This is a genomic window from Phenylobacterium sp. (assembly GCF_035539035.1).
Taxonomy (GTDB): domain Bacteria; phylum Pseudomonadota; class Alphaproteobacteria; order Caulobacterales; family Caulobacteraceae; genus Phenylobacterium.
The window spans coordinates 83,693-108,628 of the sequence record NZ_DATLJI010000013.1; the positions used below are offsets into that span (position 1 = coordinate 83,693).

The window sequence follows — 24,936 nt, forward strand, 5'->3', positions numbered from 1 at the left end:
GTGCTGTTATCGCTCCCATAAGACGTTGGGAGGGAGAGCGCATGAGCCCGGCTGTCGCCGCCGTCGACCAGGCGAGCGTGCTTCGGAAGATCACCTTCCGGCTCCTGCCGTTCATCGGCCTGCTCTACTTCGTGGCCTATCTGGACCGGGTGAACGTCGGCTACGCGGCGCTCACCATGAACGCCGACATCGGCCTCTCCGCGGCGGCCTATGGCGCGGGCGCGGGCATCTTCTTCATCGGCTACTTCTTCTTCGAGGTCCCCTCGAACCTGATCATGGAGAAGGTCGGCGCCCGGCGCTGGATCGCCCGGATCATGGTCAGCTGGGGCGTCCTGTCGTCCGGCATGGCCTTCATCGACGGGCCAATGTCCTTCTATGTCGTCCGTTTCCTGCTGGGCGTGGCCGAGGCCGGTTTCTTCCCCGGAATGATCCTCTATCTCACCTACTGGTTCCCCTGGGCCGAGCGGGGCCGGATCATCGCGGCCTTCATGCTGGCCATCCCGATCTCCAGCGTGATCGGCGCGCCGATCTCCACGGCCCTGCTGGACGTCTCGGTGTTCGGCCTCGCCGGCTGGCGGACCATGTTCCTGCTGGAGGGGCTGCCGGCGGTGATCCTGGGCGTGGTGGTGTGGATGTGGCTGACCGACCGCCCGGCGCTCGCCCACTGGCTGACCGACGCCGAGAAGGCGACCCTGCAGGCGGCGCTGGACCGCGACCACCTGCCGTCCGACGACCATGTGCACGCCCTGAAGGGGGCGCTGGCGAGCCCCAAGGTCTGGCGCTTCGCCATGGTCTATTTCGGCCTCGTCACCGGCAACTACGGCCTGGGCTTCTGGATGCCGCAGATCGTCAAGGGCTTCGGCGGGCTGACCAACGCCCAGACCGGCCTGCTCACGGCGGCGCCCTACCTGGTGGCCGCGGTGGCCATGGTGCTCTGGGGGCGCCACGCCGACCGCACGGGCGAGCGGCTCTGGCACTTTGTCCTGCCCGCCGTCCTGGCCTCGTCCGGCTTCCTGCTCGCCGCCCAGGGCGGCAGCCCGGTGCTGCAGTTCGCGGGCCTGGCCATGGGCGCGATCGGGGTGAACTGCGCCGCGCCGGCCTTCTGGGCCCTGCCGACCCGGTTCCTGCGGGCGACCGCGGCGGCGGGCGGCATCGCCCTGATCAATTCGGTCGGCAACCTGGCGGGCTACCTCGGTCCCTCGATCATGGGCTTCCTCAAGGAACGCACCGGCGCCTATGGCGCGGGCCTGCTGGCCCTGTCGGTCGCCCTGCTGATCGCCGCGGCGCTGGCGCCCGACTGGGGCGCGCGGCGCCGAAGCTTGGCCTTGGACGCCGAGCGGGTGTAAGCCTGGGCCGTCCCATGACGGCCACCCGCCCCCATTCCCATGGCGCTCGCCCGGTGCGGCTCGCAGCGCCCGTTCCGCTCCGCGCACGATGCGCCGGAGGTCCGCCGCCCGGGGGAGCCTGTGCCTCCTCCGCGGGACGGGCTCCACGTCCGGAGGACCCCACCCATGCCGATCCTCACCGCCGCCTTCGTGGCGGCCATGGCCTTCGTCACCGCGACGCTCTCCGGCGTCTTCGGCATGGCGGGCGGCCTCCTGCTCATGGGGGCGCTCGCCCTCGTCCTGCCGGTTAGCGCCGCTTTCGTCACCCACGGCGTCCTGCAGCTCGTCGCCAACGGCTGGCGCGCCGTCCTCCACCGCCGCCACGTCCGCTGGGACATCGTCGGCTGGTACGCGCTGGCCTCGCTGATCGCCGGGATCGCCGTCGCCCTGATCGCGCTCGCGCCGTCGAAGCCGCTCCTGTTCCTGCTGCTGGGCCTGATCCCGCTCCTCACCTGGCTGCCGCAGCGCTGGATCAGCCTCGACGCGGCCCGGCCGACGCAGGCCTTCCTCTCGGGCCTCAGCGTCACCGGGCTGAACCTCTCGGCGGGGGTCGCCGGGCCGCTGCTCGACATCTTCTTCGTGAGGACCGAGCTCACCCGCCACGCCATCGTCGCCACCAAGGCGGCCACCCAGGTCTTCGCCCACCTGGCCAAGATCGTGGTCTATGGCGCGCCGCTCGCGGGCGTCGCGGGCTCGGGCGTGCCGCCGCTCTGGGTGTTCGCCGCAGCGATCCCGCTTTCCATGCTCGGGACGGCGCTCGGCGGCCGGATCCTCGACCGCATGAGCGACGTGAACTTCAAGCGGTGGACCCGCTGGATCGTCACGGGGATCGGGGGGCTCTACCTCGTCCAGGCGGCGCAGCTCTTCCTGCGCGGCGGCTGAAGGCAAAAAAACACCCGGGACCGTGAGGTCCCGGGTGGGGAAGTCATAGGGAGGAAACGCCCAGGATGGGCGACCCCTCACGTATGTGCGCAATCGGGCCGTACAAGGGCGGCGGCCGAAAAATGTTTGAGGTCGGGCGATGAATCTTGAATCGAAGGTGCTGGAAGACCGGTTCGTGCGGCTGGAGCCCATGGCCGAAACCCACAAGGCGGGTCTGCGGGAGGCCTGCGACTCCGATCCCGACACCTGGAACCGCCTCTATCCGTTCAGCATGGTCGGCGATCACTTCGACCCGGCCTGGGACCGGATGTTCGCGGCGCCCGCGCCCGGCTGCCTGAACTTCGCCGTGATGGACGGCGGCGCGTGCCGGGGCATGACCTGCTACCTTGGGATCGACCCGGCGAACCGGATCCTGGAGATCGGCGCCACCTACTACCATCCGGCGCTGCGCGGCGGTCCCGTCAACCCGGCGGCCAAACGCCTGCTGCTCGCCCACGCCTTCGCGTCCGGAGCGCGGCGGGTGCAGTTCAAGGTCGACGCGATCAACGCCCGCTCCCGCGCGGCCGTGCTGAAGCTCGGCGCCGTGCAGGAGGGAATCCTCCGCCAGGACCGGCTCACCTGGACCGGCCGCATCCGCGACACCGTGATCTTTTCGGTCCTCGACAGCGAGTGGCCGGCCGTCCGCGCCCGGCTGGACGAGCGGCTCGCCGCCTTCGGCTAGGCCGGCGCGAGGCGGCCGATGCGGTGCACGTTCTCCGGCTCGGCGAAGAAAACCTTGTCGGCGGCGGCGGCGACTTCCTGGGCGGTGTAGGGCCGGCCGGGCTGGAAGCCCTCGGTCTCGACCATCTTGATCTCGCGCACGCCGCGCGCCGAGACGCCGAGGATCTTGCCCGAGTGCTCGGCGGCCAGGTCGCTGACCATGTAGAGCACGCCGGGGGCTACGTTCTCCGGCAGGCTGAGCGGATCGGGCGCCTTGCCCTGGCGGCCGGGCAGGTCGGAGGTCATCCGGGTGTAGGCGCCGGGCGCCAGACCCATGACGCGGATGTTGTACTTGCGGCCCTCGATGCTCATCACCCGGACCATGCCGTAGATCCCGGCCTTGGCCGCCCCGTAGTTGGTCTGGCCGAAGTTGCCGTAGAGGCCCGACGTCGACGAGGTCAGCACCATCGACCCGCCGCCGTTCTCCTTCATCCATTTCCAGACCGGCAGGGCCGTGCAGTAGGTCCCCTTGAGGTGGACCTTGATCACCGCGTCCCAGTCGGCCTCGGAGGTGTTGGCGAAGGTGCGGTCGCGCAGGATGCCGGCGTTGCAGACCAGGATGTCGGCCCGGCCGAAGCTGTCGAGGGCCGTCGCCAGGATGTTCTCGCCGCCCTGGACGGTCGACACGTCGTCGCCGTTGGCAACGGCGCGGCCGCCTTCGGCGGCGATCGCGTCCACCACCTTCTGGGCCGCGGAGCGGTCGGCGCCGGTGCCGTCGCGGGCGCCGCCCAGGTCGTTGACCACCACGCTCGCGCCCTCGCGGGCGAACAGCTTCGCATAGGCCTCGCCCAGGCCGTTCCCGGCGCCGGTGATGATCGCCACCTTGCCGTCGAGCAGTCCCATCGCATCCTCCCTTATGTTCTAACTATGAGAGGATCATCCCGCCGGGCGCGGCGGTGTGGCAAGGGTCAGGGCGCGACCCGGACGTAGCGCCATTCCTGGGCTTGCAGCTTCCCCTCCACCGTCCCCTCCACGCGTGCGCAGAGGTCCACGCCGCAGCGGCGGTAGATCACCCGCTGCGGGAAGTCGTGGGCGAGGTTCTCGAACACCGCCTCGCCGTCGGGGCCGGGCTTCATCACGAAGGCGGTCGGCGGCTGGTTCCCCACCACGACGGTGAAGGTGGCGCCGGCCGGCTCGGCGGTGATGCGGGTGAACTCGATGGAGGGCCGGCGGCCCGGCCGGTTGGTCTGGGCGGCGCCCGCCATCGCCCCGTCCCGAGGCGCCAGCCAGGTCTCGCGGACGACCACGCCGTCCTTCTCCTGCATCCAGGAGCCGGCCATCCAGCCGAGCTTCGCCACGTCGCCCGCGGCGTCGGCCATCAGGACTACGGCGGCCAGGCCTGCGAGGATCATCCGGCGGCTCCCTTCCTTCGGGCGCGGAAGAAGGCCTTCAGCATGGCCGAGCTCTCCTCCGCCAGCACGCCGGCCTCGACCTTGGGCCGCCAGTGGCAGGTGGGCTGGTCGAAGAAGCGCGGGCCGTGGACGATCGCCCCGCCCTTGGGATCCTCGGCGCCGAACACCAACCGCCCGATGCGGGCATGGCTGATCGCGCCGGCGCACATGGCGCAGGGCTCCAGGGTGACCACCAGGGTGAGGCCGGTCAGCCGGTAGTTGCCCAGCTTCTGGGCCGCCCGGCGAAGGGCCACGATCTCGGCGTGGGCGGTGGGGTCGTGGGCGCCGATCGGCTGGTTGGCGCCGGTGGCGACCACCTCGCCGGTCGCCGGATCGACCACGACGGCGCCCACCGGCGTCTCGCCGGCGTCGGCTGCCGCTTGCGCGGCTTCGAGCGCGATGCGCATTGTCGCGATGTCATGGTCCACGATCCGCACCGAACCCACGGCAAGCCCGCCGGTCAAGCCCGCACGCCCGGTCCAGGGGCCGGCGGCGAACGCATCGCCAAGGCGCTGGCCCGCGCCGGCGTCGGCTCGCGCCGCGACGTCGAGCGCCTTATCGCCGCGGGCCGCATCGCGCTGAACGGCCAGGTGCTGACCACCCCGGCCGTGAAGGTGGAGCCGGGCGACATCCTCACCCTCGACGGGGCGGTGGTGGGCGAGGCCGAGCCCACCCGCCTGTTCCGCTACCACAAGCCGGTGGGCCTGCTCACCAGCCACAAGGACCCTCAGGGGCGGCCGACGGTGTTCGAGGCGCTGCCGGAGGGCCTGCCGCGGCTGATCTCGGTGGGCCGGCTGGACATCAACTCCGAGGGCCTGCTGCTGCTCACCAACGACGGTGAGCTGGCCCGCGCGCTCGAGCTGCCCCAGGCCGGCGTCGTCCGCCGCTACCGCGCCCGGGCGCACGGCCGGATCACCCAGGAGCGGCTCGACAAGCTGAAGGACGGGATCACCGTCGAGGGCGTCCGCTACGGATCGATCGACGCGAAGCTCGACAAGGCCAAGGAGGGGCCGCAGGGCGCGAACCTGTGGATCACCGTGACCCTGTCGGAAGGCAAGAACCGCGAAGTCCGGCGGGTGCTGGAGGCGCTGGGCCTGAAGGTGAACCGGCTGATCCGGCTGGCCTACGGCCCCTTCGTGCTGGGGACCCTGGCGCTGGGCGAGATCGAGGAGGTCGGCCCGCGGGTGATCCGCGAGCAGCTCGCCGAGCACATCGCGCCCGAGAACATGCCCAAGGGCGACCGACCGCAGTTCCAGAAGGCCGCCACGCCGACGCCCAGCCGCCGCGGCAAGGCCCCGCCGGAGGGGACGCTGATCGAGCGGGGCCCGCGCCGCGACGAACCCCGCGCCCGACCCGCCGGGCCGCGCGCCGGCCGCCCGGGCCGGCCGCCGCCGAAGGGGGAGCGTCCCGCCGCCGGCCCTGGCCGTCCCGCAGCGCCCAAGCGCGCACGCCCGACCGCCGAGGGCGAGGGGGCGAAGAAGAAGGTGTTCAAGGCCGGCTGGGCCAAGCCGAAGCCCAAGGCCTCCCACCCGCCGAAGAAGCCCGGCGGCCCGAAGCGGCGCGGCTAGGCTCCCATGCGCATCGTTTCCGGAGACTTCCGCGGCAAGACGCTGGTCGCGCCCGCCGGCCAGGCGACGCGGCCGACGTCCGACCGCGCCCGCCAGGCGATCTTCAACATCCTGGAGCACGCCCCGTGGTCGAAGGGGGTGCGCGACGCGCGCGTCATCGACCTGTTCGCGGGCTCCGGGGCGCTCGGCTTCGAGGCGCTCTCGCGCGGGGCGGCCTTCTGCCTGTTCGTGGAGACGGACGAGGCGGCGCGCGGCGCGATCCGCGAGAACGTCGACGCCCTGAGTGGAGCAGGAGGGGGCCTGTTCGGCCGCACGCGGGTGCACCGGCGCGACGCCACCAACCTCGGCCAGCGGCCGGGCGCGGACGGACCGGCCTTCGACCTCGCCTTCCTCGACCCGCCCTACGCCAAGGGTCTCGGCGAGGCGGCGCTGGCGAGGCTGGCCGAGGGCGGCTGGCTCGCGCCCGAGGCCACGGTGGTGTTCGAGCGCGGCGTCGCCGAGCCGGCGTTCAGCGTCCCGGGATTCGAGGCGCTCGACTCCCGCGACTACGGCGCGGCGCGGGTGCACTTCCTCCGCTACGCGCCCTGATCGCCGAGGCCTCAGACGGACGTGATCGTGACGCTCTCCGCCGACCGCTCGCTGGGACCGTGGAACACCGCCTCGATGTTGTTGCCGTCCGGGTCGAGGAAGAAGGCGCCGTAGTAACCCGGGTGATAGTCCCGCTCGCCGGGCGCGCCGTTGTCCTTGCCGCCGGCCGCCAGAGCCGCCTTGTAGGCCGCCTCCACGGTCGCGCGGTCCTTCGCCTGAAAGGCCAGGTGCACGTGGCTCTGGCCGCCGGGATAGGCGTCGACGGCGTCGATCCAAAGTTCGTCGGCCTGGAAGTGGGTGTCGTCGGCCACGTAGGGAATCCCCAGCACGTCCAGCACCGCCGCGTAGAATCGCGACGCGGCCTCCAGGTCGCGGGTGCGCAGGTGGATGTGGTCAATCAGCCTTCCGATGTGGACTTGCATGGCGGCGCTCCGATGGGGGCTGACCCATCAAACGCCAAGCCGCGGCGTCCCGTTCAGCGCCGGCCGAACAGGCGCTCGATGTCGGCCAGCTTCAGCTCAACATAGGTGGGGCGGCCGTGGTTGCACTGGCCGGAGTGGGGCGTGGCCTCCATCTGGCGCAGAAGGGCGTTCATCTCCGGGGCGGTGAGGCGGCGGCCCGCGCGCACGCTGCCGTGGCAGGCCATGGTCCCGCAGACCTCCTCCAGCCGCTCCTTGAGCGCCAGCGCCTGGCCGTTCTCGGCGAGGTCGTCGGCGATGTCGCGCACCAGGCCGTGGACATCGGTCTCGCCCAGCAGGGCCGGCGTCTCGCGCACCAGGACCGCGCCCGGGCCGAACGGCTCGACGACGAGGCCCAAGGCCGCCAGTTCCTCGGCGCGGGCGGTCACCCGCTCGGCCTCGGCCGGGTCGAGTTCCACCACCTCGGGCAGCAGCAGCGCCTGGCGGGCGACGCCGCCTTCGGCCATTTCCACCTTCATTCGCTCGTAGACCAGCCGCTCGTGGGCGGCGTGCTGGTCGACGATGACCACGCCGTCGCGGGTCTGGGCGACGATGTAGGTCTCGTGCACCTGGGCCCGGGCCGCGCCCAGCGGATAGTCCACCGGGTCGAACACCGGGGCCGCGGCCGGGGCCTCGGCGAGGCCGGGCGAGGGCTCCCATTGTGCATCCCATTGGGGCTCGGCGCGGGCGGAGATCTCGGAGAGGCCCGGGATCGCCTGGGCGACGGCGGCGAGCGGGGCGGGCGTCCAGCCGCCCTGCCGCCAGGCCGAGAAGCCGCCGGGCGGCTGCGGCGGGGCCTCCTGCGGGCGAAAGCCGCCGAGCGCCGCCATGGAGACGGTGGTGGAGGCCCGGTGGCCGGCGGCGGCGAGCGCGTGGCGCAGGCCGCCGACGATCAGGCCGCGCACCAGCCCCGGATCGCGGAACCGTACCTCGGCCTTGGCCGGGTGGACGTTGACGTCCACGTAGTGCGGGTCGAGCTCGACGTAGAGGGCGGCCAGCGGATGGCGGTCGCGGGCCAGGAAGTCGGCGTAGGCGGCGCGCAGGGCGCCCTGCAGCAGCCGGTCGCGCACCGGTCGGCCGTTGACGAACAGGTACTGGTGGGCGGCGTTGCCGCGGTTGTAGGTGGGCAGGCCCGCGAAGCCGGTCAGCCGCACGCCCTCGCGCTCATGGTCGATCCCGAGCGCATTGTCCGAGAAGTCCCGGCCCATGATCGCCGAGAGGCGCGCCAGGCGTCCGTCGGGCCCCTTGGCCTCCGCGGGCAGCCGCAGCGTGCGGCGGCCGTCCAGGTCTAGGGCGAAGCTCACCGCCTCGTGGGCCATGGCCTGGCGCTTCAGCTCCTCGGTGATGGCCAGGGCCTCGGACCGCTCCGACTTCATGAACTTCAGCCGGGCCGGCGTGGCGTAGAACAGGTCGCGCACCTCCACCCGGGCGCCGTGCGGGCCGGGGAAGGCGGCCGGCGACACCGCGCCCACCGCGCCGCCCTCGACGAAGATGGCGTGCGCGTCGGCCAGGCCCTTCGCGCGGGAGGTGATCGACAGCCGCGCCACCGAGCCGATCGAGGGCAGGGCCTCGCCGCGGAAGCCCAGGGTCAGGATCTTCAGGAGGTCGTAGTCGCCGTCCTCGCCCGGCGCGAGCTTGGAGGTGGCGTGCCGCTCCACCGCCAGCGGCAGCTCCTCGGGCGGCAGGCCATTGCCGTCGTCGGCCACCAGGATGCGGGTCAGCCCGCCGCCGTCGGCCTGCACCTCGATGCGGCTCGAACCGGCGTCCAGGGCGTTTTCCACCAGCTCCTTGACCGCGCTGGCAGGCCGCTCCACCACCTCGCCGGCGGCGATGCGGTTGATGAGGTCTGGCGGCAGGCGGCGGATCGGCATGGCAAGGCTTTCGCGGACCTCGCAATATAGGACGATTCCGCCGGGGCTGGGGCGCGTCGAAGGGAAACACCCATGCGGGCCTTGAAGCTGGCCGTCCTCGCGCTCGCCCTCGCGGCGGGCCCTCTCCAGGCCCAGGCGCCGGCCCCGCCGGCGGCGATGGTCGATCCTGACGCGGCGCTGGTGGAGGAGCTGGTGGTCACCGGACGGCTGCCGGGTCCGGCCTGGTGGACGGTCTCCGACGCCGACACCACGGTCCATGTGCTGGGCGTGCCGAGCCTGGCGCCCAAGCGCATGCAGTGGGACCGGGCGATCTTCGAGAAGCGGCTCTCCGGGGCCAACGCCGTGATCCTGCCCTTCACCAACATCCGGGCGAAGACCTCGGGCATTCTGGGCGCGGGCTTCAACCTGCTCAGGCTGCGCTCCGGCGGCCCGTTCGAGAACCGGCTGGACCCGGCGACCCGGACCCGTTTCGTGGCCGTGCGCAGCCGGCTGGGCCACGACGCGCGCCACTACCCGACCGGCAATGCGCTGGCCGCCGGCGTACAGCTCGCCGCCGACTACCGGGAGCGGTCGGAGCTGACCACGACCGACCCGGCCAAGCTGGTGGAGCTGCTGGCCCGCCGCGCCGGCGTGCCGGTGGTGGAGAAGACCTACGACATCGGGCCGCTATTGGGAGCGATCATCCGCACATCGCCGCAGGCCGGCCGGATCTGCTTCGACGAGGTGCTGGCGCAGGCGGAGGCGGGGCCGGGGGTCACCCTGGCCGCGGCGCGCGCGTGGGCGGTGGGCGACGTGCCGGGCGCGCTGGAGAACGAACGGACCTACGAGCGCTGCCTGGCGGCGGTGCCCGGCGGGCGCCAGTTCGACGAGCGGATGAAGGCCGACACCGCCGCGGCCATCGCCTCGGCCCTGAAGACGCCGGGCCACGCGATCGCGCTTGTGCCGCTCCGTCCGCTGCTCGCCGAGCGCGGCGTGCTGGACCGTTTGCGCGGCCAGGGGCTGAAGGTCACGACGCCGGGCGAGGTGGTGGAGGAGGAGGCGTCCGGATCGGCATCGTCAGATGCTGGAGGGGCTTAAGCCTCATGGTGGATGCGAGCCTGTCGGCTCAGGCGTGTCAAGGACGCGCCCAGCGGGCGCGCCCCCCGCGGCCGGCCTGCGGCCGGTCCTTGAGACGCCTGAGCCGGCAGGCAGACTGGCTGCCATGAGATTTAAGCCGCAGTGCGCCCCCTGAGGGGGCGCGGTCCGGATCTCAGAGCCCCGGAAGCTTGAACCGGCGCGAGCCGGCGCGCTCGATGACGATGGTCTTTCCGCCGGTGAGCGACTTCACGCGCTCTTCCTCGGACTGGGCGTCGACGGGCGTGGGGGTGTTGTCCACCGCGGCCCCGGCCGGCTGCTCGGTCTTGTCCGAGCGCCAGAACATCACCCGGTCGGCGAAGCTCTTGTCCTTGTGGGCCACGTCGCCGAACTCGTCGTCGACCACGTAGCGGATCAGCGGGTCGGCCTTCTCGGCGCCGGCCTTGGCGACCAGCAGCTTCTCGCCGTCGGAGCGGACCTGGGCCTCGCGCTGGCCGAGCAGGGCCGTGCGCGCGGCGCTTTCCGGCTGCAGCTCCTGCGGGCGCGGCTCGCCCGGGGCCGGCGGGCGCAGGGCGTAGTCGGGCGGCACCACGAGGGGCGCCTTGGTCACCACGCGGAATTCGTCGGGGGTCACCTTGGACATGCCCAGCGCCTTGGAGGTCGACTGGCACCCGGCGAGGCCGGCCGCCGCGAGGATGGCGGTGGCCACGATCACTCGGTTGACGCTCATGAAATCAGAAGCTCCTCAGGGCCGCCCCCGGCCGAACTGGGTGGATACCGCAAGACACCGTTCGGCGCCAACGCGCTTTCAGGCCGCATCCTCGGTCGGGTGGGCGGACGTGCCCCGCTTTTCGCCCCGGATCATGTCGATAAGAAGGAGCGCGATGCCGATGTTGATGGCCGCGTCGGCGATATTGAACACCCAGGGGAAGTAGAGCGCCGACACGTCGATGAAGTCGGCCACCGCTCCGAAGCGGATGCGGTCGATGACGTTGCCGATCGCCCCGCCCATGATCAGGCCCAGCGCACAGGCAAGGATCGCCCGGCCCGCCTTGCGCACCCACAGCGCCAGGACGACCGAAACCCCGATGGCGAAGGCCGCCAGGGCCCAGCGCGTGAGGTCCTGGTCGGCGCGCAGCAGGCCGAAGCTGACGCCCTGGTTCCAGACCATGGTCAGGTTCAGCGGCCCGGCGACCGGGACACTGCCCCGGGCCGGCAGCTCGAAGACATAGAGAATCCAGTACTTCGAGAGCTGGTCCAGCAGGACGCTCACCGCCGCGATCGCATAGGCGATCCAGCCGAGCTTCGTCACCTTCATGCGTCCACCTTGCCGTGCGCCTCGTCCCAGACCGCGACGGCGTCGTCGCAGCGCACGCAGAGGTACTTCGGCGTCGAGACTTCCGGAAGCACGCGCCAGCAGCGCGCGCATTTGTGGCCGGGCGCGCGCTCGACCAGGGCGGCGACCGCGGGGTCCTCCGCATGGCGCTCCGCGCCGGCCGGGGGCGGCTCACGGACGATCCGCGTGGCGCTGGTGACGAAGACCTCGGAGAACATCTGCTCGGGCGCCAGGCCGTCGACCTGGACATCCGCTCCGCCGGCGTCCCCGAATTTCGCGGGGTCGTAGTAGAGGACCGCCCGCGCTTCGAGGTTGGCGCCGATCTCCTTGGCCACGCGCGCCTGCTCGAGCTTGGCGTTGACCATGGCCTTGGTCTTGAGCAGCGCGCCCCAGCGGATCGCCTCAGCCTCGTTCTTCCACTCGGACGGGGTGTCCGGGATCACCCGCAGGGCGTTGGAATGGGCCTGCGGATAGCGGGTGAGCCAGGCCTCTTCCATGGTGAAGGGGATCAGCGGCGCGAGCCAGGCGGTCAGGCGCTCGAAGGCGGCGTCCATCACCGTGCGGGCCGCGCGCCGGCGCAGCGCGTCGGGGCGGTCGCAATAGAGGCTGTCGCGGCGGATGTCGAAGAAGATGGCCGACAGGTCGTTCTGGCAGAAGTCGAGCAGCGGCCGGATCACGTCCTGGAAGACATAGCCCTCGTAGGCCGCGCGCACCTGCCCATCCAGCTCGTGCAGGCGGTGCAGGATGAACCGCTCCAGCGAGGGCATGTCGGCGTAATCCACCGCCTCGTCGGGGGTGTAGTCGGAGAGCGCGCCCAGCATGTAGCGCAGGGTATTTCGGAGCTTGCGGTAGGCGTCGGAGGTGGTCTGCAGGACCGTCTTGCCGATCCGGCTGTCGTCCGAATAGTCGATCATCGCCGCCCACAGGCGGATGATCTCGGCGCCGCTCTCGCGGATCACCTGCTCGGGATCGACGACGTTGCCCTTGGACTTGGACATCTTCTCGCCGGCCTCGTCCATGGTGAAGCCGTGGGTGAGGATGGCGTCGTAGGGCGCCCGGCCGCGCGTGCCGGAGCTCTCCAGCAGCGAGGACTGGAACCAGCCGCGGTGTTGGTCGGAGCCTTCCAGGTAGAGGTCCGCCGGCCACTTGGTGTGGGCGCGGCCCTCCAGGGTGAAGGCGTGGGTCGAGCCGGAATCGAACCAGACGTCGAGGATGTCCTCGACCTTCTCGTAGCGCTCGGGATCATGATTGCCCAGGAAGTCGGACGCCGGGCGGTTGAACCAGGCGTCGGCGCCCTCCTGGCGGATCGCGTCGACTATGCGGCGGTCCACGTCGGGGTCGTGCAGCGGATGGCCGGTGTCCTTGTCCACGAACATGGCGAGCGGCGCGCCCCAGGCCCGCTGGCGGCTGACCAGCCAGTCCGGGCGGCTCTCGACCATGGCGCGGATGCGGTTCTTCCCCTGGGCCGGATAGAAGGCGGTGGCCTCGATGGCCTCCAGCGCCGCCTCGCGCAGGGTGCGGCCGCCGAGCTCCTTCGTCTGCACCGGCTCGTCCATGCGGATGAACCACTGCGGGGTGTTGCGGAAGATCACCGGCGCCTTGGAGCGCCAGGAGTGCGGGTAGGAGTGCTCCAGCCGGCCGCGGGCCAGCAGGCGGCCCGCCTCGATCAACTTGCCGATGACGGCGTCGTTGGCCGGCCCGAACTTGCCGGCCTTCTTGCCCTCGGTCTCCAGCACCTTCAGACCGCCGAACAGCGCGACGTGCGGGTAGTAGGCGCCGTCCGGATCCACGGTCTCCGGGATCTCGCGATGGCCGTGGGCGAGCCAGACCAGATAGTCGTCGGCGCCGTGGCCCGGCGCGGTGTGCACGAAGCCCGTGCCGGCGTCGTCGGTGACGTGGTCGCCGGCCAGCATGGGCACCTGGAAGCCGTAGTGGCCGTCCAGGGCGGCCAGCGGATGCTCCAGGACCATGCCCTGGCAGTCCACGGACTCGACCTTGCGGTATGCGGCGACCTTGGCCGCCTTCATCACCTCGTCGGCCAGCTTCTCGGCCAGGATCAGCCGGTCGCCCGGCTTGGCCCACGGCTCGAAGGCCAGGTCCTGCTCCATCGCGTCCACCTGGTAGACGGCGTAGGCGATGTCGGGGTTGTAGCTGACCGCCCGGTTCGCCGGGATCGTCCAGGGGGTGGTCGTCCAGATCACCACGCAGGCGTGGCGGACGGCGTCGGAGCCCTCGACCACCGGGAACTTCACCCAGATCGTGGGGCTGACGTGGTCGTGGTACTCGACCTCGGCGTCGGCCAGCGCCGTGCGCTCCACCGGGCTCCACATCACCGGCTTGGAGCCGCGGTAGAGCTGGCCGGACGCCACGAACTTGTGGAACTCGGCGACGATGGCGGCCTCGGAGCCGTAGTCCATGGTCGCGTAGCGGTTCTCCCAGTCCCCCAGCACGCCCAGGCGCTTGAAGCCCTGCTTCTGCACCTCGATCCAGTGGGCGGCGTACTCGCGGCAGCGCTGGCGGAACTCGGCCTTGGAGACCTCATCCTTGCGGCGGCCCTTGGCGCGCAGCTCCTCCTCGATCTTCCACTCGATCGGCAGGCCGTGGCAGTCCCAGCCCGGCACGAAGTCGACGTCGTAGCCCAGCAGGAACCGCGAGCGGACGACGAAGTCCTTCAGCGTCTTCTGCAGGGCGTGGCCGATGTGGATCGCGCCGTTGGCGTAGGGCGGTCCGTCGTGCAGCACGAACAGCTCCGACCCCGCCCGCTGCCGCTCGGCGCGGATCGCGTGGTAGAGCCGGGCCTCGTCCCACTTCGCCAGGATCTGCGGCTCCTTCTGCGGGAGCCCGGCGCGCATGGGGAAGGGCGTCTCGGGAAGGAAGACGGTCTCGCGATAGTCGCGCGCAGGCTTTTCGGCGTCGTCGGCCATTGAACTCTGTTCCGGCTGGCTCGGGATCAAGGGGTGCGGGAGGTAACCCGGCGCGCGCTGGAGATCGTCCGGCGGCGTCACGCCGGGCGGTTAATTCGCACGCTCGTCCGAACCTGGGTCATGGGGCCGAGCCTCTAACAGAGTAGGGCGGCCGTTGGAATGCCCTCTCCCTGCGCCCTCCGCCGAGCGGGAGAGGAGATTCTCATTCGAACTCCGGCATCAGCAGGTCGCGGGCGGCCTGGGCGTCCCTCATGACCTGGGCGGTCATCTCCTCCAGGCTCGCGAACTTCTCTTCGGGGCGGAGGAAGGCGATGAGGTCGGTCTCGATGACCTGGTCGTAGAGGTCCTCGTCGAAGTCGAAGAGCCACACTTCCAGCAGCGGGGCAGTGATCCCGTCCACCGTCGGGTTCACGCCGATGTTGGCGACGCCCGGGACGCGCCGGCCGTCCTGCAGCCGGGTCCGGGTGGCGTAGACGCCGAACCGCGGCGCCACATAGTCGCCGAGGCGGACGTTGGCCGTGGGGAACCCCAGCTTCCGGCCGAGCTGGCGCCCGCGCTGCACCACGCCCTCGATGGCGAACGGGCGGCCGAGGATGGCCGCGGCCTCTTCCGGGCGGCCCTGGCGCAGCGCCTCGCGCACGGCGGTGGAGGAGAACTTGTCGCCGCTCTCGCCCGCCACCGGCTCGGCCACCGAGACCCCGAAGCCGAGCTCCTGGCCGTACTGGCGCATGGTCTGGGGTGTGCCGGTGCGCCCCTTGCCGAAGGAGTTGTCGAAACCCACCGCCACGTGCCGGGCGCCCAGCCCCTCGTGGAGCACCTTGGTGGCGAACTCGCGGTCGGTCATGTTGGCGAGCTCGGCGTCCCACGGCAGGACGTAGACGGTGTCCACGCCCAGCGCTTCCAGGGCCCGGGCCAGCTGGTCGAACCGCATCAGGCGGAAGGCGGGCTCGTCGGGGCGGAAATAGGTCCTGGGGTGTGGATCGAAGGTGATCACGCCCAGGGGCGCCTTCAGCTCGCCGGCCGCCCGGGCGGCCAGGGCGATCACCTTCTGGTGGCCGCGGTGGACGCCGTCGAAGCTGCCCATGGCCACCGCGGCTCCGCGGTCGGCATCCGGCAGGTCCTTCCAGCCGCGGATGACCCGGACGCGGCTCATGTGGCCCGACGCGGGACCATGACCACGGCCTCGCCGTCGATCACCGTCTTGCCGTTCACCTGGCAGACCGTCTCCAGGGTCGCGTGGCCGCGCTTATCGTCGAGCGACTTCACGGTCACCTTCGCGGTCACCGGATCGCCGATCTTCACCGGCCGGCGGAAGCGCAGGGCCTGCGACAGGTAGATGGCCCCCGGCCCCGGCAGCTTCGTGCCCAGCACGGCGGAGATGTAGGCCGCGCCCAGCATGCCGTGGGCGATCCGCCCGCCGAAGGTGGTGGCGCGCGCGTAGTCCTCGTCCAGGTGCACGGGGTTGGTGTCGTGGCTGACCTCCGCGAACGCCTCGATGTCGGCGGCGCCCACCACGTGGGTCAGTTCCGCGGTCTGCCCCACGGAAAGATCGTCGAAATAGAAACCCTGCACGCCCGGCCGCTCCCCTTCTCCCGATCCTTACCTAGGAACGGCGCGCCTCACCAGACCAGGTCGGCCATGGCCCAGGTGGCCGACAGGCCCTCGATGGAGAGCAGGTGCTCCACGACCTTGGGCTGGAGCACGCCGTCGCGCACCGTCTCCTCCCCGTGGATGCCGTTGGCGATGAAGAGGACGTCCAGCTTCTGGGCGTTGGCGCCGCGGATGTCGGTGCCGAGGCCGTCGCCGATGCAGAGCACGCGCGCGCGGTCCACGGGCCGGCCCAGCCGCTCGGCGGCCGTGGCCAGCGCCAGGTCGTAGATCGCGGGGTGCGGCTTGCCGGCCATCAGAACGCGGCCGTCCAGCGCCTCGTAGAGCTGGGCCAGCGCGCCGCCGCAGTAGATCAGCTTGTCGCCCCGCTGCACGACGATGTCCGGGTTGGCGCAGATCATCTCCAGCCCGCGCTCGATCGCCCGGCAGAAGTCCTCGCGATAGTCCTCCGGCACGTCGTTCTCGTCGTCGAACGGACCGGTGCAGGAGATGAAGGCGGCGCGTTCCAGCGGCGCCTCCTCCAGGCCCAGGCCTTCGTAGAGCGGCCAGTCGCGGTCGGGGCCGATCTTCCAGGCCGGGCCCGGCGCGCGCTCGGCCAGCAGGACCCGGGTGGCGTCGCCGGAGGTGACCACCTCGGCGAAGGCGTCGCGCGGCACGCCGAAGCCCATCAGCTGCTCGATCACCGGCGGATGGGGCCGCGGCGCGTTGGAGATCAGGACCACGGGCCCGCGTTCGGCGTTGAACCGGCTCAGCGCCTCGCAGGCTGCTGGGAAGGCCTCGCGCCCGTTGTGGATGACACCCCAGATGTCGCAGAGCACCACATCGTAGCGGTCGGAGATCTCGGCGAGGCCGGAGGCGAAGGCGGGCTGGGCGGCGGCGGTCATGGCCGCGCGGGGCTAGCCCAAGATGGCGGCGTCGGAAAGCCGGAAAAAGCCCGGCGCCGGTCAGTACCGGCCGCCGACCACGCGGCGGGCCAGCGGATGGGCGGGCTGCGGGCGGAGCGCCGGGGCGGGCGGCGTGGCCTCGGCCAGCACCGAGTCCTTGATGGCGCGGGGCTCGCCGAACAGGTGGCCCTGGCCGTAGGCGATGTCGAGCTCCAGGATGTCGACCACCTGGCGCTCGCTCTCCACCTTCTCGGCGATGATCTCGACGCCGTAGCGGCGGTTCAGGGCGGCGAAGTCCTCGGCGGCGAGATCCGGCAGGCTGCGCAGCACCAGCCGGCCGTCCACCTCAGTGAGCTCGTTCAGCAGCATCTCCGCGCCGATCTTGATGAACTTCACGTCGGCGCGCGCCAGGTCCTGCAGGTCGAGGTCGAGGTTGGTCACCTTGTCGAGGCTGAAGCGGAAGCCGAGCTCGGCCAGCCGGCCCATGTTGCGGGCCTCGATGGGGCCGCGGGTGTCGAAGGCGGCCTGGCCGACCTCGAAGATCAGCGCGCCGGCGAGGTCGCGGTTGTCCTTCAGGAGGTCGAGGAACTGCGGGAAGAAGCTCTCGTCGGCCAGGCTGGCCATGGAGATGTTGCAGAAAATCCCGACGCGGCGGTCCTTGGCGGCCAGGCGACGCACGATCTGCACGCAGCGGAACAGCAGCAGGTTGTCGATGGCGGTGACGAGCCCGCCCGGCTCGGCGACGGTGAGGTACTCCGCCGGCATCATCACCCGGCCCGTCTCGTCGCGCAGGCGCGAGAAGCTCTCGTAGAAGACCGTCTTGCGTTGCGGCAGGGCGACGACCGGCTGCAGGTAGAGGTCGACGCGGTTCTCGGTCAGCGCCTCGCGGACGGTGTCCATGAGCAGGCCCGCGGCGCGGTGGTCGGAGTTGTGGCCGAGGCGGGCGGCCAGCGGCGAGGGGCTGGCCGCGGCGGGGCGCTCCTCCAGCCGCTGCTGCATCCGCTCGACGAGGCTCTCCAGCAGGTGGACCTCGTCCAGGATCTCTTCGGACTTGTGGGCGTCGGCGGCCGCGGTTTCGGCGACCTCCGCCACGCGGGCGTCGAGCCGTTCGACCTGATCGATGAGGATCTTGTGGGCCTCGCGCACGGCGTCCATCTCGGCGCGGATGGCGGTGTTCTCGATGATCCGGGCGATGATGCCGTGCAGGGCCATGCACAGGCCGATCGTCGCCACGAACGCCGACACGCCCGAGCCCCAGCCGCCGCCGTTCCGCCACAGCGAAAGTGCGACGGTCAGGGAGACGCAGAGATAGGTCGCGCCCAGAAGGGCAGGGGTGAGCCGTCGCATGGTCCCATCCGAATCACCTGCGAGTATCCGACGGCGAATCCGTTGAAGTCGAATGGATTAACCGTCGCAGTGGGGGCCTGTGCGCCGGGGCGGAGTGGCGTTCGAGCCCGACTTATGTGATCAATGTTCATGTGACCTCCGCGCACGAGACGGAGGACTTCGGGGACGGATGATGGCCGAGCATTTCGACGTGGTGATCGTGGGCGCGGGGCTGTCCGGAGTGGGCGCCGGCTGGCACCTGCAGAACGAGGCGCCGGACCGCTCCTACGTAATCCTCGAGGGCCGCGAGGCGATCGGCGGCACCTGGGACCTGTTCCGCTACCCGGGCATCCGCTCGGACAGCGACATGTACACCCTGGGCTACGCTTTCAAGCCGTGGACCGAGGCCAAGGCGATCGCCGACGGGCCGTCGATCCTGAACTATGTGCGCGAGACCGCTGTCGAGCACGGCATCGACCGGCACATCCGCTTCCGCCACCAGGTGAAGCGCGCCGCCTGGTCGACCCAGGACGCGCTCTGGACCGTGGAGGCCGAGAGCGAGGGCCAGATCCGCCGCTTCACCTGCAGCTTCCTGTTCCTCTGCGGCGGCTACTATTCCTACGAGGCCGGCTACACGCCGGAATTCCCGGGTCTGGACCGGTTCAAGGGCCGGTTCGTCCACCCGCAGCACTGGCCGGCCGACCTCGACTACGCCGGTAAGCAGGTGGTGGTGATCGGCTCGGGCGCGACGGCCGTGACCCTGGTGCCGGAGATGGCCAGGACCGCCGGCCACGTCACCATGCTGCAGCGCTCGCCCACCTATGTGGTCAGCCGTCCGGCCGAGGACCGCATGGCCAACTGGCTGCGCGCCCGCCTGCCGGGCAAGCTCGCCTACGACATCGTCCGATGGCGCAACGTGCTGTTCGGCATGTACTTCTTCAACATGGCCCGGAAGAAGCCGGCGGCCGTGAAACAGCGGATCATCGACATGGTCCGCGCCGAGCTCGGGCCCGACTACGACGTCGAGACCCACTTCACGCCCAGCTACAATCCCTGGGACCAGCGGCTCTGCCTCGTGCCCGACTCCGACATGTTCCAGGCCATCAAGGCCGGGACGGCCTCGGTGGTCACCGACCACATCGAGACCTTCACGGAGGGCGGGATCCGCCTGAAGTCCGGCCAGGAGCTGAAAGCGGACCTGATCGTCAGCGCCACGGGGCTGAACCTGCAGGTGATGAACGGGCTGGAGCTCACCGTGGACGGCCGCAGGGTCGAGCCGGGCCAGACGCTCTCCTACAAGGGCATGATGTACGAGGGCGTGCCGAACCTGGCCTCGGCCTTCGGCTACACCAATGCGTCGTGGACGCTGAAATGCGACCTGACGTGCGAATACGTCACCCGGCTCCTGAACCACATGCGGAAGACCGGCCTGCGCCAGGCGACGCCGCGCAACACCGATCCGGACATCGGCACGGCGCCGTGGCTGGACTTCTCGTCGGGTTATGTGACCCGGGCGATGGACAAGTTCCCGAAGCAGGGGACCAAGGCCCCGTGGAAGCTTCACCAGAACTACGCCATGGACCTCATGACGCTGCGCTACGCGAAGCTGGAGGACGGGGTGATGGAGTTCTCCAACCCCGAGCGCCCGGCCCTCCGCCTCGCGGCGGAGTAGCCGAACGGGTCACCGCGTCGGGATCGGGTGCTCGCCGCGGTAGTCGTAGAAGCCGCGGCCTGCCTTGCGACCGAGCCAGCCGGCCTCGACGTACTTCACCAGCAGCGGGCACGGGCGGTACTTGGAGTCCGCCAGGCCCTCGTGCAGCACGTTCATGATCGACAGCACCGTGTCTAGACCGATGAAGTCGCCGAGCTCCAGCGGGCCCATCGGATGGTTGGCGCCCAGCTTCATGGCCGTGTCGATGGCCTCAACCGTGCCCACGCCCTCGTAGAGGGTGTAGATCGCCTCGTTGATCATCGGCACCAGGATCCGGTTGACGATGAAGGCGGGGAAGTCCTCGGCGTTGGACGTGGTCTTGCCCAGCGACTGGGCGAAGGCGACGGCGGTCTCGTAGGTGTCAGGGCCGGTGGCGATGCCGCGGATGATCTCCACGAGCTTCATCAGCGGCACCGGGTTCATGAAGTGCAGGCCGATGAACCGCTCGGGCCGGTCGGTGGCCGAGGCGAGCCGGGTGATCGAGATGGACGAGGTGTTGGAGGCCAGGAGGGTGTCCTTGCCGAGGTGAGGCGAGAGCGCCTTGAAGATGGTCTTCTTGACCTCCTCGTCCTCGGTGGCCGCCTCGATGGCCAGGTCCGTGCCGCCGATGGTCTGCAGCTCCGGCGCGGCCTTGATGCGCTTGAGCGCCGCGTCCATCGCCTCGTGGTCGATGATGCCGCGGGCGACCTGGCGGGTCATGTTCTTCTCGATGGCGGCCAGGCCGGCCTTGATCCGGTCCTCGCTGACGTCGTGCAGCAGGACGTCGTAACCGCCGAGCGCACAGACGTGGGTGATGCCGGAACCCATCTGGCCCGCGCCGATGACGCCGACCGATCTGATTTGAACCATTGAGCTTTAAGCCTCGCAGGCGGGCGCATTCCTTCGCACCCGCGGTATGGGGCCGCTATTAACATCGCCTATTGCGGCGCAGACAAGGCCTTTGCTGCGACGCAGCGTAGCCTTCACCATACGGTGTTGCGCTCACGCCCCGGCGGGCTCTTCCGTGGGTTGCATGGCCCGCACTTCGGCCAGGAGCCAGTCGCGCAGGGCGTGTATCCGGTGCAGCTTGCGGCTGCCCGGCCGCCAGACGACGTAGAAGCCCAGCTCCGAGGGCACCGCCACCTCCACCGGCCGCACCAGCCGGCCCGCGCGCAGGTCCTGCTCGATGAGGCCGCTGCGGGCCAGCGCCACGCCGAGGCCCTGGGCTGCGGCCTCCAGCAGCATCACCGAATCCTCGAACAGCATTCCCTGCTGCGGCGGGGCCTCCAGGCCGAACTGGCGGAACCACAGATCCCAGGGCCTGTGGCTGTGGTGGAGCAGGGGCGCGTCCAGGAGGTCCTGCGGCGCGCGCCAGGCGTGGCTGGCCGCGACGCCGGGGCTGCAGACCGGAACCAGGGTCTCGGTGAACAGGTGGGTCGCCTCCACGCCGTCCCAGCGACCGGCGCCGTAGCGCACCGCGATGTCCACCCCGTCGGTGACGAAGTTGGCTCGCCGTTCCTCCACGCGGATCTCGAGCTTCGACCCGGCCGGCGCGGCGAGCAGGCGGGGCAGGCGCGGCGGCAGCCAGCGGCTGGCGAACTGCGGGTCGAGGCTGACCACCACGGGGTCGCGCTCGGCGGCGGCGGCGAACTCGGCCACGGCGTTCTGCATCACGCCAAGCCCGCGGCCCACCTCCGCGGCGAGCCGGGCGGCCTCTGCCGTCGGGATCATGGCGTTGCCGCGCCGCTCGAAGAGGCGCGCGCCGAGTTCCTCCTCGAGGCGGCGGATCTGCTGGCTGACGGCGCCGTGGGTGACCGCCAGCTCCTGGGCTGCGCGGCTATAGCTCTGGTGCCGGGCGGCGGCTTCCAGGGCGCGCAGGGCGAAGAACGGCGGAAGGCGGACGGTCACGGCTAAGGTTGTTAGCTCAGATAACAACCGCACGCAAAAACTATCGTTCGCGGACGCGGCCGCGGGCGACTACATCCTTCTCAACGGCGCCGCACGAAACCACAGCCAAAACAAGGAACTAGACCATGAAAGCCACGCTTGTCGTGCTGGCTGCGGCCGGCCTGCTGCTGGGCGTCGAAGGCGTCCGCGCCGCGCCCGCCAGCCTCAACCAGATCTATGTCGCCAGCGTCTCGGCTCAAGCGGACGCAAAGCTGGCCAACGCCGGCGTCGCCCTGCCGGGTCGGACCGTGAAGGTGCGCGGGACGCTCAGCGGCGACCGGCTCGTCGGTGCGCGGGTGGTGGAGTCCACCGGCGACCTCGCCGTCGACCGCGCCGTCGAGGACGCCCTGCGCCGGATGCGCACCGCGCCCATCCCGGCCGAGCTCTCCGGCCGGGACATCACCCTGACGCTCGGCGACTCCGCGATCGTCCAGGCCAAGGTTCCTTAGCGGCCCCCCAGCGCGCGACCCCACCGCGTGCCAGGCCCAAGGAAAAGGGGCGGTCCCGCGCGGGACCGCCCCTGATTTTTTCGGCTAAGTCCGAGTTCGGCTTACTTGCCGACCTTCGTGAGCTCGCTCATCAGCTCCGGAACGGCGGCCTTGTAATCCGCCACCAGGCCGTAGTCCGCGACGGCGAAGATCGGGGCGTCGGGATCCTTGTTGATCGCGACGATCACCTTGGAGTCCTTCATGCCGGCGAGGTGCTGGATGGCGCCGGAGATGCCCACGGCCACGTAGAGCTCCGGGGCGACCACCTTGCCGGTCTGGCCGACCTGGTAGTCGTTGGGCGCGTAGCCCGCATCCACCGCGGCGCGGCTGGCGCCGACCGCCGCGCCGAGCTTGTCGGCGAGCGGCTCGATGACCTTCTGGAACTCTTCCGCCGAACCCAGGGCGCGGCCGCCGGAGACCACGATCTTGGCGCCGCCCAGTTCGGGGCGGGCCGACTTCACGATCTGCTGGTCGACGAACTTGGCCTTGGCCGGCGCGGCCGGGGCCGCGATGGTCTCGACGGTGGCCGAGCCGCCTTCCGCCGCCGCCTTGAAGACGGTCGGACGGACGGTGACGACCTTCTTGGCGTCGGACGACTGGACGGTCTCCAGCGCGTTGCCGGCGTAGATGGGGCGCACGAAGGTGTTGGCGTCGACGATCTCGATGGCGTCGGAGATCTGGGCCACGTCCAGCTTCGCGGCGATGCGCGGGCTGATGTTGCGGCCCTGGGAGGTCGCCGGCGTCAGGATGGCGTCATAGTTGGCCGCGAGCGGCACGACGAGCGCCTCGAAAGCCTCGGCCAGGCCCTGGCCCAGCTCGGCGCTTTCCGCGACCAGCACCTTGCGGACGCCCTGGATGGACGCGGCGGCCTTGGCCACCTCGCCCACGCCCTGGCCGGCCACCAGGACGTCGATGTCGCCCGAGAGCTTCTGGGCGGCGGTGACGACCTTGTGGGTGTTGTCGCGCAGGGACGCGTTGTCGTGATCGGCGATGACGAGAACGGCCATTAGAGCACCCCCGCTTCGTTCTTCAGCTTCATGACCAGGTCGGCGGCGGTCTCAACCTTGATGCCGCCGGCGCGCTTCGGCGGCTCGGTGACCTTCACGACCTTCAGGCGCGGCGCGATGTCGGCGCCGACCGAGGCCAGCTCCTTCACGTCGAGCGGCTTCTTCTTCGCCTTCATGATGTTCGGCAGCGAGGCGTAGCGCGGCTCGTTGAGGCGCAGGTCCGCCGTGACGATGGCGGGCAGATCGACCTCGATGGTCTGCAGGCCGCCGTCGACCTCACGGGTCACCTTGGCCTTGCCGCCGGCCACTTCCACCGCCGAGGCGAAGGTCGCCTGCGGCCAGTCGAGGATGGCGGCGAGCATCTGGCCGGTGGCCGAATTGTCGCCGTCGATGGCCTGCTTGCCCATGATCACCAGGTCCGGGTTCTCCTCGGCGATCACGGCCTTGAGCACCTTGGCCACCGCCAGCGGCTCCAGGTCCTGGTCGTTGGCGTTCACGAGGATCGCGCGGTCGGCGCCCATGGCCAGCGCCGTACGCAGGGTTTCCTGCGCCTGGGTCGGACCCACGGAGACGGCGACCACCTCGGTGGCGACGCCCTTCTCCTTCAGGCGAACCGCTTCTTCGACGCCAATTTCGTCGAAGGGGTTCATCGACATCTTCACATTGGCCAGGTCGACGCCGGACTGGTCCGGCTTCACCCGCGCCTTGACGTTGTAATCAATCACCCGCTTGACGGTGACCAATACCTTCATGGCCTACGCCTCAAAATTTGCATTGCGGAAAAATCGGTCGCAGGGGGCAATAACGGTTCCGGCGCACTTTGCAAACCGCCTCGACTTCGCAGGCGCCGCATTTCCGTCGGAAGGCGCCGCTAGCCAGACGCCGCGCCCGCGCTTAGAGAGCCAACGATGAACCGCACCATCAACCGCCTGAAGCTGATCTTCCTGGGAGTGTTCGCCGTCCTGTCGGTCGGCGTGCTCGTCTGGCAGGTCGGCTGGGTCATGCCGATGAAGAAGTGCGAGGAGGCCCACAAGTGGTGGGACCATGGGCAGCGTGTCTGCGCCCAGCCCGTGCTGATCTCCGACATCACCGGCCGCACGATCCAGGACAAGCAGGCCGAGGCCGCCGCCCGCGCCGCCATCGGCCGTCCGCCGGCGTCCGTACAGAATCCCTAGGGCCTAGCGGGTCGCCCCGGATTTCCAGAACACCTCGGCCGCCCCGCGGTCGTTGGCGAAGCGCGCGGCCACGAACAGGAAGTCGGAGAGCCGGTTCAGGTAGCGCAGCGCCGGCCCGCTCACCGGCTCGCCGGTTTCCATCAGCCGCACGGCCTCGCGCTCCGCACGCCGGCAGACGGTGCGCGCCAGGTGCAGGGCCGCCGCCGCCGGAGTCCCGCCGGGCAGGATGAAAGACTGCAGCGGCGGCAGGACCCCGTTAAGTTCGTCGATCTCCTGCTCCAGCCTGGCCACCTGGCTGTCGAGGATCCGCAGGGTGGCGGCCTCGTCCTCCCGCGGCGGGGTGGAGAGATCCGCGCCGAGGTCGAAGAGCTCGTTCTGGATGCGGGCAAGCATGGGATCGAGTTCGGCGGCCTGGGCCGTGTGCAGCCGGGCCAGGCCGACGCAGGCGTTGGCCTCGTCCACCGCGCCGTAGGCCTCGACGCGTGGACCGGCCTTGCTGACGGGCTCGCCAGTGGCCAGCCGGGTGCGGCCGTCGTCGCCCGTTCGGGTGTAGATCCGGTTCAGCGTGACCATTT

General features: G+C 70.7%; 26 protein-coding genes. 9 read left to right on the forward strand and 17 right to left on the reverse strand.

The annotated features are described in order from the left end of the window. The first annotated feature begins 41 nt into the window (after window positions 1-41). From VM685_RS08645 to VM685_RS08655, 3 genes are all read left to right on the forward strand, one after another. Window positions 42-1,346, forward strand: a complete 1,305-nt coding sequence (locus tag VM685_RS08645) for an MFS transporter (RefSeq protein ID WP_325459737.1) — start codon at window positions 42-44, stop codon at window positions 1,344-1,346. 165 nt (window positions 1,347-1,511) lie between these two features. After that, a complete protein-coding gene (locus tag VM685_RS08650; protein WP_325459738.1) occupies window positions 1,512-2,267 on the forward strand; it encodes a TSUP family transporter in 756 nt (251 codons plus the stop codon). Window positions 2,268-2,406: 139 nt separating this feature from the next. Continuing rightward, window positions 2,407-2,988 (forward strand): GNAT family protein, encoded by a 582-nt coding sequence (locus VM685_RS08655; RefSeq protein ID WP_325459739.1) that lies wholly within the window; start codon window positions 2,407-2,409, stop codon window positions 2,986-2,988. Here the strand turns inward: VM685_RS08655 and VM685_RS08660 are convergent. The 3 genes from VM685_RS08660 to tadA all read right to left on the reverse strand — a co-directional run bounded on the left by VM685_RS08660 (window position 2,985) and on the right by tadA (window position 4,824). Further along, a complete protein-coding gene (locus tag VM685_RS08660) occupies window positions 2,985-3,869 on the reverse strand; it encodes an SDR family NAD(P)-dependent oxidoreductase (protein WP_325459740.1) in 885 nt (294 codons plus the stop codon). The genes VM685_RS08655 and VM685_RS08660 overlap by 4 nt on opposite strands. A gap of 65 nt (window positions 3,870-3,934) precedes the next feature. Continuing rightward, window positions 3,935-4,378 carry a DUF6265 family protein gene (locus tag VM685_RS08665; RefSeq protein WP_325459741.1) on the reverse strand — a complete coding sequence of 148 codons (444 nt, stop codon included), beginning with the start codon at window positions 4,376-4,378 and terminating at the stop codon, window positions 3,935-3,937. Next, window positions 4,375-4,824, reverse strand: a complete 450-nt coding sequence (gene tadA / locus VM685_RS08670; protein WP_325459742.1) for a tRNA adenosine(34) deaminase TadA — start codon at window positions 4,822-4,824, stop codon at window positions 4,375-4,377. The genes VM685_RS08665 and tadA overlap by 4 nt, the downstream gene beginning before the upstream one ends. Before the next feature lie 12 nt (window positions 4,825-4,836). Between tadA and VM685_RS08675 the strand changes: the two genes are divergently transcribed. Continuing rightward, window positions 4,837-5,985 (forward strand): pseudouridine synthase, encoded by a 1,149-nt coding sequence (locus VM685_RS08675; RefSeq protein WP_325459743.1) that lies wholly within the window; start codon window positions 4,837-4,839, stop codon window positions 5,983-5,985. Between the two features lie 6 nt (window positions 5,986-5,991). Continuing rightward, on the forward strand, window positions 5,992-6,573 hold the full coding sequence (gene rsmD / locus VM685_RS08680; RefSeq protein WP_325459744.1) for a 16S rRNA (guanine(966)-N(2))-methyltransferase RsmD: 582 nt from the start codon (window positions 5,992-5,994) through the stop codon (window positions 6,571-6,573). Window positions 6,574-6,584: 11 nt separating this feature from the next. Here the strand turns inward: rsmD and VM685_RS08685 are convergent, their stop codons facing one another. Then, window positions 6,585-6,995, reverse strand: coding sequence for a VOC family protein (locus VM685_RS08685; RefSeq protein ID WP_325459745.1), 411 nt, complete (start codon window positions 6,993-6,995; stop codon window positions 6,585-6,587). Between the two features lie 53 nt (window positions 6,996-7,048). Beyond that, window positions 7,049-8,902 carry a DNA mismatch repair endonuclease MutL gene (gene mutL, locus VM685_RS08690; RefSeq protein ID WP_325459746.1) on the reverse strand — a complete coding sequence of 618 codons (1,854 nt, stop codon included), beginning with the start codon at window positions 8,900-8,902 and terminating at the stop codon, window positions 7,049-7,051. A gap of 72 nt (window positions 8,903-8,974) precedes the next feature. On the opposite strand from mutL, the gene VM685_RS08695 reads away from it, so the two are divergent. Next, window positions 8,975-9,979 (forward strand): TraB/GumN family protein, encoded by a 1,005-nt coding sequence (locus VM685_RS08695; protein WP_325459747.1) that lies wholly within the window; start codon window positions 8,975-8,977, stop codon window positions 9,977-9,979. Between the two features lie 172 nt (window positions 9,980-10,151). Here VM685_RS08695 and VM685_RS08700 read toward each other — a convergent pair whose 3' ends face one another. From VM685_RS08700 to VM685_RS08730, 7 genes are all read right to left on the reverse strand, one after another. Then, window positions 10,152-10,706: a DUF3035 domain-containing protein gene (locus tag VM685_RS08700; RefSeq protein ID WP_325459748.1), complete on the reverse strand. Its 555-nt coding sequence runs from the start codon at window positions 10,704-10,706 to the stop codon at window positions 10,152-10,154. 78 nt (window positions 10,707-10,784) lie between these two features. Continuing rightward, entirely contained in the window at window positions 10,785-11,294 is a 510-nt protein-coding gene (lspA, locus tag VM685_RS08705) for a signal peptidase II (protein ID WP_325459749.1), read from the reverse strand. Then, a complete protein-coding gene (gene ileS / locus VM685_RS08710; RefSeq protein WP_325459750.1) occupies window positions 11,291-14,236 on the reverse strand; it encodes an isoleucine--tRNA ligase in 2,946 nt (981 codons plus the stop codon). The genes lspA and ileS overlap by 4 nt, the downstream gene beginning before the upstream one ends. 202 nt (window positions 14,237-14,438) lie before the next feature. Beyond that, entirely contained in the window at window positions 14,439-15,389 is a 951-nt protein-coding gene (locus tag VM685_RS08715; protein ID WP_325459751.1) for a bifunctional riboflavin kinase/FAD synthetase, read from the reverse strand. Further along, window positions 15,386-15,808, reverse strand: coding sequence for a MaoC family dehydratase (locus VM685_RS08720; protein WP_325459752.1), 423 nt, complete (start codon window positions 15,806-15,808; stop codon window positions 15,386-15,388). The genes VM685_RS08715 and VM685_RS08720 overlap by 4 nt, the downstream gene beginning before the upstream one ends. A 47-nt stretch (window positions 15,809-15,855) precedes the next feature. After that, complete coding sequence (locus tag VM685_RS08725) at window positions 15,856-16,728, reverse strand: TIGR01459 family HAD-type hydrolase (protein ID WP_325459753.1); 873 nt, start codon at window positions 16,726-16,728, stop codon at window positions 15,856-15,858. Window positions 16,729-16,788: 60 nt separating this feature from the next. Next, window positions 16,789-18,075 carry an EAL domain-containing protein gene (locus VM685_RS08730; RefSeq protein ID WP_325459754.1) on the reverse strand — a complete coding sequence of 429 codons (1,287 nt, stop codon included), beginning with the start codon at window positions 18,073-18,075 and terminating at the stop codon, window positions 16,789-16,791. Between the two features lie 169 nt (window positions 18,076-18,244). On the opposite strand from VM685_RS08730, the gene VM685_RS08735 reads away from it, so the two are divergent. Further along, entirely contained in the window at window positions 18,245-19,726 is a 1,482-nt protein-coding gene (locus VM685_RS08735; RefSeq protein ID WP_325459755.1) for an NAD(P)/FAD-dependent oxidoreductase, read from the forward strand. 9 nt (window positions 19,727-19,735) lie between these two features. Here VM685_RS08735 and VM685_RS08740 read toward each other — a convergent pair whose 3' ends face one another. Together VM685_RS08740 and gcvA are read right to left on the reverse strand one after the other, a co-directional pair. Next, window positions 19,736-20,614 carry a 3-hydroxybutyryl-CoA dehydrogenase gene (locus VM685_RS08740; protein WP_325459756.1) on the reverse strand — a complete coding sequence of 293 codons (879 nt, stop codon included), beginning with the start codon at window positions 20,612-20,614 and terminating at the stop codon, window positions 19,736-19,738. Window positions 20,615-20,746: 132 nt separating this feature from the next. Continuing rightward, entirely contained in the window at window positions 20,747-21,652 is a 906-nt protein-coding gene (gene gcvA, locus VM685_RS08745) for a transcriptional regulator GcvA (protein ID WP_325459757.1), read from the reverse strand. Window positions 21,653-21,777: 125 nt separating this feature from the next. Between gcvA and VM685_RS08750 the strand changes: the two genes are divergently transcribed. Beyond that, window positions 21,778-22,140 (forward strand): hypothetical protein, encoded by a 363-nt coding sequence (locus VM685_RS08750; RefSeq protein WP_325459758.1) that lies wholly within the window; start codon window positions 21,778-21,780, stop codon window positions 22,138-22,140. Window positions 22,141-22,241: 101 nt separating this feature from the next. On the opposite strand, the gene VM685_RS08755 is transcribed toward VM685_RS08750, so the two are convergent. Further along, a complete protein-coding gene (locus tag VM685_RS08755; protein WP_325459759.1) occupies window positions 22,242-23,186 on the reverse strand; it encodes an electron transfer flavoprotein subunit alpha/FixB family protein in 945 nt (314 codons plus the stop codon). Further along, the gene (locus VM685_RS08760) at window positions 23,186-23,938 is read right to left on the reverse strand and encodes an electron transfer flavoprotein subunit beta/FixA family protein (RefSeq protein WP_325459760.1); all 753 of its coding nucleotides are present in this window, start codon (window positions 23,936-23,938) and stop codon (window positions 23,186-23,188) included. Before VM685_RS08760 ends, VM685_RS08755 begins: the two co-directional genes overlap by 1 nt. Window positions 23,939-24,094: 156 nt before the next feature. Between VM685_RS08760 and VM685_RS08765 the strand changes: the two genes are divergently transcribed. Beyond that, window positions 24,095-24,361: a hypothetical protein gene (locus VM685_RS08765; RefSeq protein ID WP_325459761.1), complete on the forward strand. Its 267-nt coding sequence runs from the start codon at window positions 24,095-24,097 to the stop codon at window positions 24,359-24,361. A 3-nt stretch (window positions 24,362-24,364) separates the two neighbouring features. On the opposite strand, the gene VM685_RS08770 is transcribed toward VM685_RS08765, so the two are convergent. Then, on the reverse strand, window positions 24,365-24,934 hold the full coding sequence (locus VM685_RS08770) for a cob(I)yrinic acid a,c-diamide adenosyltransferase (RefSeq protein WP_325459762.1): 570 nt from the start codon (window positions 24,932-24,934) through the stop codon (window positions 24,365-24,367). Between the last annotated feature and the right edge of the window lie 2 nt (window positions 24,935-24,936).